This window comes from Sphaerochaeta associata, assembly GCF_022869165.1.
GTDB classification, from domain to species: domain Bacteria; phylum Spirochaetota; class Spirochaetia; order Sphaerochaetales; family Sphaerochaetaceae; genus Sphaerochaeta; species Sphaerochaeta associata.
The window spans coordinates 784,707-798,741 of record NZ_CP094929.1; the positions used below are offsets into that span (position 1 = coordinate 784,707).

Annotated in this window: 13 protein-coding genes; 11 read left to right on the forward strand and 2 right to left on the reverse strand. The window is 52.4% G+C overall.

The genetic code is table 11. The features are described from left to right. Positions 1-64: 64 nt before the first annotated feature. Genes MUG09_RS03595 through MUG09_RS03610 form a run of 4 tightly spaced genes read left to right on the forward strand, consistent with a single transcriptional unit; the run spans position 65 to position 3,616 of the window. Positions 65-946 carry a branched-chain amino acid ABC transporter permease gene (locus tag MUG09_RS03595; RefSeq protein ID WP_244773648.1) on the forward strand — a complete coding sequence of 294 codons (882 nt, stop codon included), beginning with the start codon at positions 65-67 and terminating at the stop codon, positions 944-946. Then, positions 943-2,070: a branched-chain amino acid ABC transporter permease gene (locus tag MUG09_RS03600; protein WP_244773656.1), complete on the forward strand. Its 1,128-nt coding sequence runs from the start codon at positions 943-945 to the stop codon at positions 2,068-2,070. Before MUG09_RS03595 ends, MUG09_RS03600 begins: the two co-directional genes overlap by 4 nt. Further along, entirely contained in the window at positions 2,067-2,906 is an 840-nt protein-coding gene (locus MUG09_RS03605) for an ABC transporter ATP-binding protein (protein WP_244773658.1), read from the forward strand. Before MUG09_RS03600 ends, MUG09_RS03605 begins: the two co-directional genes overlap by 4 nt. Beyond that, positions 2,903-3,616 (forward strand): ABC transporter ATP-binding protein, encoded by a 714-nt coding sequence (locus MUG09_RS03610; RefSeq protein ID WP_244773660.1) that lies wholly within the window; start codon positions 2,903-2,905, stop codon positions 3,614-3,616. The genes MUG09_RS03605 and MUG09_RS03610 overlap by 4 nt, the downstream gene beginning before the upstream one ends. Before the next feature lie 83 nt (positions 3,617-3,699). Here MUG09_RS03610 and MUG09_RS03615 read toward each other — a convergent pair whose 3' ends face one another. Then, positions 3,700-4,011: a hypothetical protein gene (locus tag MUG09_RS03615; RefSeq protein ID WP_244773662.1), complete on the reverse strand. Its 312-nt coding sequence runs from the start codon at positions 4,009-4,011 to the stop codon at positions 3,700-3,702. Positions 4,012-4,848: 837 nt separating this feature from the next. On the opposite strand from MUG09_RS03615, the gene MUG09_RS03620 reads away from it, so the two are divergent. Then, positions 4,849-6,309, forward strand: a complete 1,461-nt coding sequence (locus MUG09_RS03620; RefSeq protein WP_244773664.1) for an ATP-binding protein — start codon at positions 4,849-4,851, stop codon at positions 6,307-6,309. A gap of 11 nt (positions 6,310-6,320) precedes the next feature. On the opposite strand, the gene MUG09_RS03625 is transcribed toward MUG09_RS03620, so the two are convergent. After that, positions 6,321-7,529, reverse strand: coding sequence for an ROK family transcriptional regulator (locus MUG09_RS03625; protein ID WP_244773666.1), 1,209 nt, complete (start codon positions 7,527-7,529; stop codon positions 6,321-6,323). A 160-nt stretch (positions 7,530-7,689) separates the two neighbouring features. Between MUG09_RS03625 and MUG09_RS03630 the strand changes: the two genes are divergently transcribed. The 6 genes from MUG09_RS03630 (at position 7,690) to MUG09_RS03655 (ending at position 14,033) form a co-directional block, all read left to right on the forward strand. Beyond that, a complete protein-coding gene (locus tag MUG09_RS03630) occupies positions 7,690-8,580 on the forward strand; it encodes a carbohydrate ABC transporter permease (protein ID WP_244773668.1) in 891 nt (296 codons plus the stop codon). 11 nt (positions 8,581-8,591) lie between these two features. Next, complete coding sequence (locus MUG09_RS03635) at positions 8,592-9,425, forward strand: carbohydrate ABC transporter permease (RefSeq protein ID WP_244773670.1); 834 nt, start codon at positions 8,592-8,594, stop codon at positions 9,423-9,425. A gap of 50 nt (positions 9,426-9,475) precedes the next feature. Next, positions 9,476-10,732 (forward strand): ABC transporter substrate-binding protein, encoded by a 1,257-nt coding sequence (locus tag MUG09_RS03640; RefSeq protein WP_244773672.1) that lies wholly within the window; start codon positions 9,476-9,478, stop codon positions 10,730-10,732. A gap of 62 nt (positions 10,733-10,794) precedes the next feature. Beyond that, positions 10,795-12,048, forward strand: a complete 1,254-nt coding sequence (locus MUG09_RS03645; RefSeq protein ID WP_244773674.1) for a Gfo/Idh/MocA family protein — start codon at positions 10,795-10,797, stop codon at positions 12,046-12,048. A 12-nt stretch (positions 12,049-12,060) separates the two neighbouring features. Next, a complete protein-coding gene (locus tag MUG09_RS03650) occupies positions 12,061-13,050 on the forward strand; it encodes a Gfo/Idh/MocA family protein (protein WP_244773676.1) in 990 nt (329 codons plus the stop codon). Continuing rightward, a complete protein-coding gene (locus MUG09_RS03655) occupies positions 13,047-14,033 on the forward strand; it encodes a Gfo/Idh/MocA family protein (protein WP_244773678.1) in 987 nt (328 codons plus the stop codon). Before MUG09_RS03650 ends, MUG09_RS03655 begins: the two co-directional genes overlap by 4 nt. Positions 14,034-14,035 lie beyond the last annotated feature (2 nt).

Genomic DNA, 14,035 nt, shown 5'->3' on the forward strand with positions numbered 1-14,035 from the left:
AGTATTGGCATTTGGTTTTGTATTTGCCCTATGTTTAGCTTGACTCAGGTATGGAGAACTACTGATGAGTATGACAACAATCCTGCAGCACTGCCTGACAGGAATTTCCCTGGGAGGAGCGTATGCCTTGATAGCCATCGGCTATACGCTGGTCTACGGCATCCTCCGGCTGATCAACTTCGCCCATGGCGATATCTTCATGATGGCAGGTTACTTCATGATCTTCTCGCTTGCCAGCTTCCCCTGGCCGGTGGCCATTATCATCACGCTCGTGGTTACGACCGCGATGGGAATCGCCATTGAACGGATGGCGTACAAGCCGCTTCGCAGCAGCCCGCGCATGTCGATCATGATCAGCGCCATCGGTGTCTCCTATCTGTTGCAGAACCTCTCGACGTATTTGTTCACCGCCATTCCCCGCGGGTACCCGGAGATTCCCATTCTCAAGAGAATCTTCCAGATGGGAGAACTCTCCGCCTCCTTTGTCACCATCCTCACCCCGGTGCTGACCATAATTTTGGTAGTCATCCTGATGGTACTGGTCAACAGGACCAAGACCGGTATGGCCATGAGGGCGGTGAGCAAGGACTTTGAAACCGCAAAACTCATGGGGATCAACATCAACAGGGTCATCTCGGTGACCTTCGCCATCGGCTCCTTCCTCGCCGGTGTCGGTTCCATTCTGTACTTTACAGACCGCATGTCGGTCACGCCGTTCTCCGGAACGCTTCCGGGCCTCAAGTGCTTCGTAGCCGCCGTATTCGGAGGAATCGGGAACATCCCCGGTGCCGTCGTAGGAGGCTTCTTCATCGGCATCGTCGAGACCCTGCTCGTAGCCCTCGGCTACTCAACCTTCTCCGACGCCTTCACCTTCTTCCTCTTGATCGTGATGCTGCTCGTACGACCGACCGGACTGTTCGGCGAAAAAACGGTGGAGAAAGTATGATCAAGATCAAACGAAACAACATCTATACCCTGGTCACGCTGGCGCTGCTGCTGGTCTTCCTCTACTGGCTCAACGCCAACAGACTGCAGAACGGCATGCTTGTCTCGGTTCTGCAGAAGGGAGTTATTCTGGCACTGGTCGCCGTCTCGATGAACCTGCTCAACGGTTTTACCGGGCTGTTCAGCCTCGGACAAGCCGGTTTCATGTCCATCGGCGCTTATACCACCGCAATCCTGCTCATCCCGGTGCAGAACCTCGATGGTGTCTACTACATGAACGGCGTACACCCTGCAATACGCGCACTCAAGGAGTTGGTTGCATCCTCTCCCGAGTTAGTCAGGATAGTGTTTCCCTTCATCGCCTTGCTTTTGGGCGGACTGTTGGCAGCCTTCGCAGCAGCCATCGTCGGCGTCGCAGTACTTCGACTGAAGAGTGACTATCTGGCCATCGCAACGCTGGGCTTGTCGGAGATTGTCCGTGCAATCTTCTCTTCGCCGCAGTTCGACCAGATCACCAACGGCTCCTACGGCCTGAACAAGATTCCCAACTTCCCGCCGATGCTCTGGGGAGCCATACCTTCTCTTATTACACCGTTCATAGTCGTAACCTTCTGCATCATCTTCATCATGCTGTTGATCAAGAGCTCCTACGGAAGAGCCTTCAAGGCGATCCGCGAGGATGAGATTGCAGCCGAGGCCATGGGAATAAACCTGTTCAAGCATAAGTCGATGAGCTTTATCATCAGCTCCTTCTTCTCGGCTGTCGCAGGCGGACTGCTTGCCATGTACATGCGCTCGATCGAGGCGAAGACCTTCTCCATCACGCTGACCTATGACATTCTTCTGATCGTCGTCATCGGAGGAATCGGAAGCGTCACCGGTTCTGTGCTCAGCGCCTTCCTGGTGACTGCAGCAAAAGAGTGGTGGCTGCGTTTCTTCGACCAGCCGCTGACCATAGGAACCTTTGAAGTCCCGCTCTTCCGCACCGGCTTCAGAATGGTCATATTCTCCATCCTGCTGATGATCGTCGTCCTGATCTACCGCCGTGGTCTGATGGGAACCAATGAGTTCAACTGGGATCGAATCATCAATCGATTCAAGAAGAGAAAAGGAGGCCAGGCATGAGTGACATCCTCCTGAAGACCGAACACATAACCATGCAGTTCGGCGGCGTGGTCGCCGTCGATGACTTGAACATCGAAATTCCCAAGGACAAGATTACCGCCCTCATCGGTCCGAACGGTGCCGGCAAGACAACCGCCTTCAACGTCATCACCGGCGGCTACCAACCTTCCAACGGTAGGGTTACCTTCGACGGAATGGTCATCGGTGAGAACTATCCCCGTTCGAAGATGAAGAAGATCTACAACGGTACCTACAAAACACCGTTTGAGAAGCAGGTGGTCAACACCCCGGACAAGATCACGCGCCTTGGCATGGCCCGTACCTTCCAGAACATCCGTCTCTTCAAGGACCTCACCGTCTTTGAGAACGTCCTGATCGCAAAGCACTGCCATATAAAGGCAGGGCTCTTCTCCTCCACCTTCCGCCTTAATAGAGAGGAAGAGCTGAGGATGCATCAGGATACCGAGGCGCTCTTGGAGCGGGTGGGGCTGCTTGGCAGCCGCGATGAGAAGTCCTCATCGCTTCCCTACGGCAAGCAGCGCAGGCTGGAGATCGCCCGCGCTTTGGCAACCGGGCCCAAGCTGTTGTTGCTCGACGAGCCTGCGGCAGGTATGAACCCGAAGGAAACCGAGGAACTTTCACTGTTTATCAAGGAGATCAAGGACTCGTTCAAGCTGACCGTCTTCTTGATCGAACACCATATGAACCTGGTCATGGATATCTCGGACACCATCTATGTCCTTGACTATGGCAAGACCATAGCCCAGGGAACACCGGCAGAGGTGCAGAACAATCCTGCCGTCATCAGGGCATACTTGGGGGTGGATGAAGCATGAGTGTATTGGAAATCCAGGACTTGAAAGTCTGTTACGGTGGTATCGTGGCCCTCAACGGCATCTCCTTCTCTGTCGATGAAGGGAAGATCGTCACCCTCATCGGAGCAAATGGTGCCGGTAAGTCCACGACCCTTCGTTCGATCATGGGCTTGGTTCCCATTACCAGCGGGACCATCACGTACAACGGTGTGAAGCTCAACGGCATGGACACCCGTAAGATTGTGGAAATGGGCTTGGTGCTGGTTCCCGAAGGCCGCAGGGTCTTCCCGAACCTCACGACGCTTGAGAACCTGAAGATCGGGGGGTATCTGCAGGACAAGGTTCATGAGCAGCAGAACCTCGAGCGCGTCTATGAACTCTTCCCGCGCCTGCAGGAACGCCATTGGCAGCTTGCCGGAACGCTCTCCGGCGGTGAGCAGCAGATGCTGGCCGTCGGAAGGGCCCTGATGGCCAATCCGAAGATGATCATGATGGATGAGCCGTCCCTCGGCCTTGCCCCTCTGGTGGTCAAGGACATCTTCTCCATCATCAAGAAAATCAACGAGGCTGGTGTGACCGTCCTGCTCATCGAGCAGAACGCCAACGTCGCCCTGAGAACCGCCCACACCGGTTATGTCATGGAGACAGGGAACATCACCCTCGCAGGGCCGGGCAAGGAACTGCTGGAGAACGAGGCCATCAAGGTCGCCTACCTGGGCAAGTCCAAGTAGCGAAGAGCTTCAATCAATGAGTGCATAAGACAAGGAGGGGGAGACCCCTCCTTGGTGTGTGGTTTACCTATTGCTACCAGTTTTTAGCTTTCCTGTTGTAACAGCAAGACATACTCCTTGAAGTCTTCTTGATTCAGCTCAAGATACACATCCTTCTGCGGCAATATTTCAATTGGGAATTGCTCACATTCATAAAATTCGCTTGAATCGGATTGTTCCGGCCACTTGCAGTACATTTTTCTTGTACCCTTCGTCGTGAGCAAGGTGGAAAGGGTGGTTGAATCGTTGATAAGACTGATCAAATCGGCAGTAGTTGCTTCTACCACAAGCCACTCATAGTCTGGATGCCAACTGACGCACGCACAAAGATAATGATTGCCCATTGTATCGCGCAAGCTGAACACCAAGGGCAATGTATTATATGAGAGAAACGTTCGGTCTAGTGAGAGATTGCCCCATGGGCTGTTTTGGAAATACTCTCCAGAATGTTCCATTATACTACCTCAAAATCTGTGAAAGGGGCCATTCCTGCAAATATCCACCAATCAACATGTGAATTCCCTTTCTTGACAGACCAATCATTCGTACGTGCCCAAAGACCTGTTCCCCTACGGATAATTCTAGCTGCCAAGGAGGCTGGAGGCTGGTGTTTTTTTAGCAAGCACAACGTTTTATGTGCATCCTCTCTTATAGTATAACAAGAAACAGACCTGATCGATAGTCCCGGTGATTTCGATGCGGTACACTGCGTCACTTCTTTCGAAGTGCAACGCTGCGGGCTGTTTTGCATAGATTGCAAGTAATGATTCGAATGGAAAGGCATTTAGGAATAGCTCTCTATATGTAATAAATTCTTGCATACAAACAATAATGCTGCATTATCATGAGAAGTCTATTCCCTTTACGGGGGAGTCTGATGTCGAAAGAATACTCACTGAAAGACGTTCATTGTGTGCATCCTGAATTGATCGTCAAGCCGAATGTACATAAGACAAGGAGGGGGAGACCCCTCCTTGGTGTGTGAAGAGGGAACTTCTTAAAATTCTAACTGAAATTACTGCATCTGGTTTTGTGTAAAATTTGATTAAAATCCCTAATATTAGAAAAAATTGATGAAATTTGATTAAAAACTAAGCAAAAAATTTTAAAAAATAGAAACTAAGAAAATTTTAATGAAATCTTGAGAAATCCTTGCTATCCTTTGAATGTATACGTGTGCAAGGAGAAACAGCATGACAACAGCAGACCTGAAAGCCTTGATTGAGCGTGTAGCAACTTTCCGAACTGAATCACAGACACTGGAAGTGAAGGCGGCACATGAAGGGAATCTCTACAACTCCTTGTCAAGTTTTTCCAATCAGGATGAAGGAGGAGTCATCCTTTTTGGTCTTGACGAGTCAAAGGGACTTGCAAAGGTCGGAGTCTACGACCCCTTTGATCTACAGAATAAGATTGTCGAGCAATGCAACGAGATGATTCCCAAAGTGAGGCCGCTCATTACCCTGTACGAAGAGGATGGAATGTATTTTCTGAGTGCAGAAATCCCTGCAATCGATAGTGTCGACCGACCATGTTATTACGCTGGAAAAGGAAGGCTGAAAGGTTCCTATATACGAGTAGGACAATCGGATGAACCAATGACTGAGTATGAGATTTTCAGTTATGAAGCGTTCAGAAAGAAATACCGAGAAGACATTCGCCCCGTTCAGAGAGCGAATGATGCTTCACTTGATAAGGATGCCTTGCAACGGTATCTTCTGAAACTACGCCAGAACAAACCCAATCTCTCAAAGCTGGATGACCAGCAAATATTGAACCTGATGAGCATGATTGTCGATGGAAGGCCGTCAATAAGTGCGATATTGCTTTTTTGCCCTTATCCACAGGCATACTTTCCTCAATTGGCCATTACTGCCATTTCAGTTCCAGGGACTATGATGGGCGATACCTCCATGTATCATGAACGATTCATCGACAACAAGCGCTTGGAAGGAAGCTTGGAGGAGATGCTTACAGGCGCACTCACATTCATCATGAACAATATGAAAGTAAGCACGATTGTTGACCCGGCCACAGGAAAGCGTACCGATAATACCGAGTATCCGATGGTTGCTGTCAGGGAAGCACTGCTGAACGCCTTGGTTCACAGGGACTACAGCATGCATACCGAAGGAATGCCCATCCAGGTAATTATGTATACTGATCGGATGGAGGTGAAAAACCCCGGCGGATTGTATGGCCGTTTGACTGTCGACCAGCTTGGAAAGGTTCAGCCGGATACGCGCAATCCTGTTCTGGCAACCACCATGGAGATTCTTTCGCTGACAGAGAACCGCTATTCAGGCATTCCAACCATCTACAGCTCGATGAGGGAAGCAGGAAATCCGGATCCCGTATTCGATTCATCACGCGGCTTTTTCACCGTTACCTTGTATAAACGGGCTTTCTTGGAGGACCACCACAGATCCATACCAAGTGAAGACATCTCTGCTATTGAGCACTCGATTCTGGAATTCTGCAAGGTTCCAAGGACCAGGGCCGAACTGGCTGCTCACTTCAGCTTTAAGTCAGTTTCGTACTTCTATTCGAAACATGTGCTTCCTTTGGTGGAGAGAAACCTGTTGGTCATGGGTAACCCCGATCGTCCGAAGAGTACGAATCAAACCTATACAGCAGCTTCATCCTTTCATTGAAAGGCCTCTTCTCACACCTCGTTCACAAACGCCCCATTACGGATAAGGGTGCTGATGCACAGCATCGCCGAGCCTATGACGCCGATGCTGTCACCGAACTTGGTGACATTCACATCGAAGTCGCTCTTGATCCAAGGCGTTGCCTCGGTGATGATGGCGCGCCTGATCGAGTCGACGTACTGCAGACCGAATTCACACAGGTTACCCCCGAGCACCACCGCCTTCGGGTCGTAGAACACAACAAGGCTTCCCACCATCGAGCCGATGGTGTGGGCGCTCTCGTCCACCATCTGGATGACCTGGCTGTCACGGCGCTTGATGGCCTCCTTGAGATCGGAAAACTGCAGATACCCCTTCTGTTCAACCACCTTCTGCAGAAACGTATTCTGCTTGGTGTGTGCCAAGAGCTCGGCTCGTTTGAGCAAGGCTCCGCCCCCGGCTATAGCCTCAAGGCAGCCTACTTTTCCGCACTTGCACTGCTGCGTGTTTCCATCGACGCGCATGTGCCCGATATTGCCGCTCATACCGCTGTTGCCCCGATAAATGCAACCCTGCATGATAAGGCCTGCACCGATGCCGGCTCCGAGCTTGACAAACAGAATATCCTTGCCCCGATACTGGTCCGACAGGAAGGCCTCTCCGAAGGCCATGGTATTCACTTCATTGTCCACAAAGACCGGGCAGGAGTAGAGCTTTGACAGCTTGGGTCCCACCGGATAGTGGTGCCACCCGGGCATGAACGCAGGGTGTACCGCATACCCACCGGCAAAATCAACCGGGGAGGGGAGTCCCACCCCGATGCCGAGGATATCGGTCACTCTTTCGGCCAGTGACTGTTGCAGAGCCTCTATCGCATGGGAGATCTGCTTGAGAATGGCATCGGGGCCATCGATGTAGTCGATGGTGATGCACTGTTCTTTCAGCAGGGTGCCCATAATATCGCAGGCCCCGACAGCACAGCAGTCGGCATCCATCTCGATGCCGATGAACAGGCCGCGGTTCTGATTGATGACCAGGCTCTTGCGCTTGTCCTGGCCCTCGACGGGTTTCTCCAAGAGAATCCCGTCTTCAAGCAGCTTGTCCACATTGGCGGTGATGGTACTGCGTGAGAATCCGCTGAGCCTGCTGAGCTCGGCCCGGGTAATGGTTTTTTCGTTCCATACAAGCTGGATAATGGTATGGATGGCAAGATTTGTAGAGCTGTCGGTGATTCTTTTCATACGCCCAGCATACTGCAAAATGTCTGGTATTGGTAGATGTAACAACATAGGTCGTGCAAAAAATGTTCGATGGTCGAACAAAAAAGTTTGACAAATGTAAAAACCTACCCTATGCTGAAGCTGTACCCGACAAGAAGCGACCCTTTTAAAGGAGCCGAACATGCAATTGCGACGAAAACATAAGGATTGGATATGGGCCTATCTCTTCATCGCCCCCACGGTATTGGGCCTGTATATCTTCTTCCTCTATCCAATGGTGAGTTCAGTCTTCATCTCCTTTACCAAATGGAATCATCTCAGTGCACCCCGGTACATCGGACTCTCAAACTACAAGCAGCTCTTTCAGGACCCAACCATCTGGCTTGAGTTCAAGAACACCATGTTCTTCGTACTCGTCTCCGTTCCCCTGACGGTGGGTATCTCGCTCTTTTTAGCCAGCGCCCTCAATAAGAAATACCTCTTGGGGAAGGGGCTGTTCAGGACGGTATTCTTTCTTCCCTATGTGATTCTTCCCGTCATAACCGCCCAAATATTCATGATCGTCTTCAACTCCCGCTACGGCTTGATCAACGGCCTGCTCAGGATCATGAACCTGCCTCAGCCGGCATGGTTCAGCAATGCACTCTTGACCCGGTTCGTCATTGTTTTGGTGACGCTCTGGGCGAGCATCGGCTATTTCACCGTCATCCTGTTGGCCGGACTACAGAACATCTCTCCCCAGTACTATGAGGCATGCGACATCGACGGAGGCTCGTGGTGGGTGAAATTCCAGCACATCACCTTCCCGCTGGTCACCCCGCAGCTTTTCTTCTGCCTGGTGCTGGCGATCATCAACAGCTTCAAGATGTTCGACTACATCTTTGTATTCGGCAAGAGTAATGTCATCGTCCGGGAGAACATCCGCACCATGGCCTTCGGCATCTATGAACGAGGATTCACCTATCTGGAGATGGGGTACGCATCCGCAGAAGCGATCATTTTCTCGCTGATTGTACTTACCGTAACCATTTTGCAGAATGTCGGACAGAAGCACTGGGTGCACTACAGCTGAGGAGGCAGGCGATGAAAAGACTGAATAAGAAATGGGGGATCAGCATCGGCTTCTTCGTACTTGCCGTATTCGCCCTCATCACCTTGGTACCCTTCTTCTGGATAGTCGTCTCTTCCTTCAAGACCTATCGTGAGACAGTGCAGATTCCCGTGGTGTTCTTCCCCGCCAGCTTCTCGAACTTTGAAAACTACCAGGAGCTGTTCGGCAGGCTCAACTTTCTCTCCTACTACAAGAACAACATCATCAACACCATCGGCATCACCTTCCCCCAGTTGTTTCTCTCCTCGCTTGCAGCCTATGCTTTCGCCCGCATCGATTTCCCCTTCAAGAATGTGATCTTCATCTCCCTGCTGCTGGCACTGATGATCCCCATCCAGATGATTCTCATGCCCCGTTACAAGCTCATTCTCGACTTGGGGCTCTTTGATTCTTATCTGGGCATCATCATTCCCAGCATCCCCAGCGTGACCACCACATTCTACATGCGCCAACAGATCATGAGCCTGCCGCGTTCACTGGATGAGTCGGCCTACCTCGATGGGGCGGGACACTTCAGGATCTTCTGGTCCATCCTGCTGCCGCTGTGCCACAGCGCCCTGCTTGCAACCGGCATCATGTGCCTGGTCTTCAGCTGGAACGACTTCCTCTGGCCGTTGGTCGTGATCAATTCTACACAGAAGTACACCTTGTCGATCGCCGTTGCAAACCTGCAAGGCCAGCACCTGACCAAGGACAACCTGCTGCTCACCGCAGCGGTGGTGGTCTCGCTCCCTATGGTGGTGGTCTTCATCATCAGCCAACGCTACTTCATCGAAGGCATCGCCTTGTCCGGAATTAAGGAATAAGTGAATTCACATCCGGAGTGTTCCGGATTGAAATACAAATGGAGGAAATTATGAAAAAGAGTCTGAGAATCGGTTTGGTGGCGTTGTTGCTCATCGCCATGTCCCTTAGCAGCGTGTTTGCGGCCGGAGGAGCCGAAGCAAAGCCGCAGGAAACGAAAACGATCAACTTCTGGTATTGGGACCAGAACGGTGAGGAAGTCTACAAGCAGATGATCGCCGAGTTCGAGGCCCAGAATGCAGGCGTCAAGGTAAACATGTCGATCATCCCCTGGGCCGACTACTGGACCAAGCTGCAGATGGCTCTGCCCACCGGTACCGGTCCCGATGTATTCTGGCTCAACCATCCCAATGCCGTGTCCTACCTGCCCACCGGCTTGGTCATGAACCTCGAGCCCTACAAGGACCAGATGAAGTTCGAGAATTTCAACTCCATCTATTACGAGCCGTTCATGCATGATGGAAACCGCTACGGCGTTCCCATTTTCTTCGACTCGGTCATCCTGTACTACAACAAGGCCATGTTCGATAAAGCCGGGCTTGCCTATCCCGACGACACTTGGACCTGGGACGACTATTTCAATGCAAGCGCCAAGCTGACGATCAAGGAGAAGGGCACCACCATCCAATACGGCACCATCGCCGACCCCGACATGCAAAGCGGTGCTTCCAACTTCATCCTGCAAAACGGGGGAACACTGTTCAGTGAAGACCGCATGCAGCTTGCGATCAACACACCCGAAGGAAGGGAAGCCGCCCAGTTCCTGCTCGACCTGATCTACAAGTACGGCTACTCTCCGAAGGTAAGCGAGATGCGTGAGATTACCAAAGCCACGATGTTCCAGTCCGGCATGGTCGCCATGATCACCAACCATACCGGAATCCTCAAGCAGTTCGCTGAAATCCTTGGACCGGACCTCGGCATTGCACCGATGCCCAAGCAGAAGCAGCGCGCCAGCATCTACCACAACCTGGGCTATGTCGCCTCTGCAAAGACCAAGCACCCTGAGGAAGTGATGAAGTTCATGGCCTACCTCGCCAGTGAAAGACATGCAACCATTCTTTCCAGCGTCTGGGCTCCCTGCTACAAGGGTGGAGCCGAGCTCTTCTTCAAGGAGTACAGCTGGCTCGACACCAAGGCGATCGTGGACACCGTCAATTACGGCTATCCGCTGCCGATTTCCGGCAAGAATGCAGGACCCATTTACACCTTGTTGAACAACGAGATGGACAAGGTATTCATGCAGCCGCAGCTTGGCAACGGCCTTGCAGAGATCGAGAAAGTGATCAACGCAGAAATCAACAAATAACTATGGTATCATCAGGTTGCGCCCCATCCGGGGTGCAACCCAATAATCCAGGGAGGGAAACAATGGAGCCTATTCGTGTAGCACTGCTTGGGGCAGGAAGTAGGGGAAGGCATGTGTATGCGGACTATGCACAAGCACATCCCCAGGAAATGAAGATTGTTGCGGTTGCAGAACCCAACGATGTCAAACGACAGTGCATCGTTGATGAGCATGGCATAGAAAAATCCTATGCAGTCAAGGATTGGCGTGACTTGTTTATCTCCAAGCAGAACTTCGATGCAGTGGTCATCGCCACCCAGGATTCGATGCATCGGGATGCAATTCTTGCAGCCATCGGCAAGCAGTACCACATTCTTTGCGAGAAGCCCATCGTCACCACCTTGGAGGACAGCAGGACGATAGCAGAGGCCGCCAAGGATTTCTCAAAGGTATTCGTCATCTCCCATGTACTTCGCTACTCCCCCTTCTTCACCCGCGTCAAGAAGTTGATCAGGGATGGGGAACTGGGAAGACTCATCGGCATCGAGCTGGATGAGTGCGTCGGACACATTCACATGTCCCACAGCTTTGTCAGAGGCCACTGGAACAACAGCAACACCTCGGCTCCCATGATTCTTGCCAAGAGCTGCCATGACATGGATATCCTGCTCTACCTGGCCGGCGCCGACTGCACGTCGCTCAGCTCCTACGGCGATCTCTACCATTTCAAGGAAGAGAATGCTCCGGTCGGCGCTCCGCTTCGGTGCACCGACAACTGCTCTCACTACGAGGCATGCCCGTATGCGGCACAAAAAATTTACCTTGGAAAAAATACCGCATGGCCGGTGAATGTCATAACCACCGATTTGTCCGTTGAAGGCAGGCTGAAAGCCTTGCAACAAGGCCCGTGGGGTCGCTGTGTCTACCACTGCGACAACAATGTGGTGGACCATCAGACGGTGAACGCACAGTTTGCAAACGGCGTTATCGCCACCTTCACCATGAGCGGGTTTACCATGACAACCCATCGTGGCCTCAGGCTGATGGGTACCCAGGCCGAGTTGATCGGAGATATGGAGAAGGGAATCATTACGATCAACTACTTCTCTTCACGGGATAAGAAAACCATTGAGATAGAAACCACCCGCGAGGGGCACAGCGGCAGTGACGAGCTGTTCGTCGCCGACTTTGTCCGCTTGGTACGCTCGAACAATACCAGCGGTGAAACACGTGTTGGATCGTCGCTTCAGAGTCACTACATGGCCTTCGCCGCCGAGGCATCCCGTCTCGCCGACGGAAAGCGCATGCAGGTCGCCGACTTTGGTAAACTGCAATAAGGAGCATACAGCATGTTGCGAATCGCATTACTAGGCTGCGGCACGATGGGAAGCACCCATGCCCACGCCTACACCTCCTTAAGGGAGGCAAAGGTGGTTGCCGTCTGTGACATCCGCCTTGAGAAGGCAGAGGCCCTTGCATCACTCTTGGGCTGTGTTGCCTATACCTCCTATGAAGCGATGAAAGAGAAGGCCGATTACGAAGTGCTGGATGTGTGTCTGCCCACCTATCTGCATTGCCGATATGCCACAGACGCCATGCAGGATGGAAAGCATGTGTTCTGCGAGAAACCCATCGCCCTCAATCTTGAGGATGCCGATCTCATGGTTGAGACGGCAAAAGAATACGGCGTCACGTTCTCTGTCGGCCATGTGTTGCGCTTCTTCCCCCAGTACCAGGCTGCAGTTGCTCAGATCAAGGCCGGGCGCATCGGAACGCCTGCACTTTTAAGGACTACACGAAACCAGGCCTTTCCCGGCTGGAGCTGGGAGAACTGGTATCAGGATAGTACAAAGAGTGGAGGGCCGGAAGTCGATTTGGCCATCCACGACTATGACTGGTTGCTGTACAACTTTGGTTCGGTGAAGCGTGTCTATGCAAAGAACCTTGGCACCGGTCATCCAAAGCAGATGCATACGCTGGCCATCCTGCGGTTTGCAAGCGGGGCGATGGCACATGTGGAAGCGAGCTGGGCGCTGCCCAAGGGAATCGAGTTCCGCACCACTTTTGAGTTGGTGGGAACCGACGGCCAGCTCTGCTATGACTCCAGCCGCGATTGTCCGCTCAAGACACAGTTGGGCAGTGACGAGGAGGCTTCGCTGTTCTATGACAACCCTCTCAGCGATGAGATGAATCCCTACCGTGCAGAGCTGAAGGCTTTCCTGCATGCCGTAGAACACAAGACGGAGCCGGTTGTTACTGCACCCGAAGCTATTGCCGCGCTTCAGGTTGCCTTGGCGGCCAAAGAATCGGCCCACAGTGGAAAGGTGGTGCATCTATGAAAGAACTGCGAATTGGAGTTGTGAGCTTTGAGCACATGCATGCCCAAAGCTACACCCAGGAACTGGTGAAGTACGCCGAGGTAACCTTGGTAGGGATAGCTGATGAAAATGAGAAGCGCGGCAGGGAAATGGCTGCAACATTTAAAACCAACTATTACCAGGGGTATGAAAGCTTGTTGGAGCAACAGCTTGACGGGGTGGTCATCTGCACCAACAACCGCGACCATGCAAAGGTCAGCATAGCCGCTGCGAAGAAAGGCATCCATATCCTGGTTGAGAAGCCGTTTGCAACGACGATTGCCGATGCACATGCCATGCTTGAAGCGGCAAGGGAAGCGAATGTTCAAATAATGAACGCATTCCCGATGCGCTTCAATCCCAACGTGATAGCCGCCAAGAAGAAGATTGATGCCGGCTTGATCGGGCAGGTGCTTACCATCACCTCGATCAACCACGGCAAGATTCCCGGTGGTTGGTTCATCGACCCGGCTCTCTCCGGCGGTGGGGCTGTCATGGACCATACCGTGCACCTGGGGGACTTAATCCGCTGGTTCACCGGCTCTGAGATCAAGAGCGTGTTCTGCGAGAGCGGCGAGCTCTTGCACCATAAGGGCATTGATGACACCGGCTTGGTGATGATCGAGCTTGACAACGGGGTGTCCGCCACCATCGATTGTTCTTGGGCGCACCACACCAACTATCCCATCTGGGCCCAGGTCGATATGCAGATCATCGGCACGAAAGGTGTGATCGAGCTCAAAGCGTTCGCCCAGGTGCTGCACCTGGATGACCAGACCAACCAACGATTTGAGGATATCGGCTGGAATGAGACGGGGGATGAGGGCCTGATCAAGGAGTTTGTCCAGGTATGTGCAACAGGAAGGACTCCGTTGGTTACCGGCCTCGACGGGCTCAGGGCCCTTGAGATAGCCCTTGCCTCCTATGAGTCGAGCAGGACCAATGAGGTGGTCAGCCTAGCCTGATA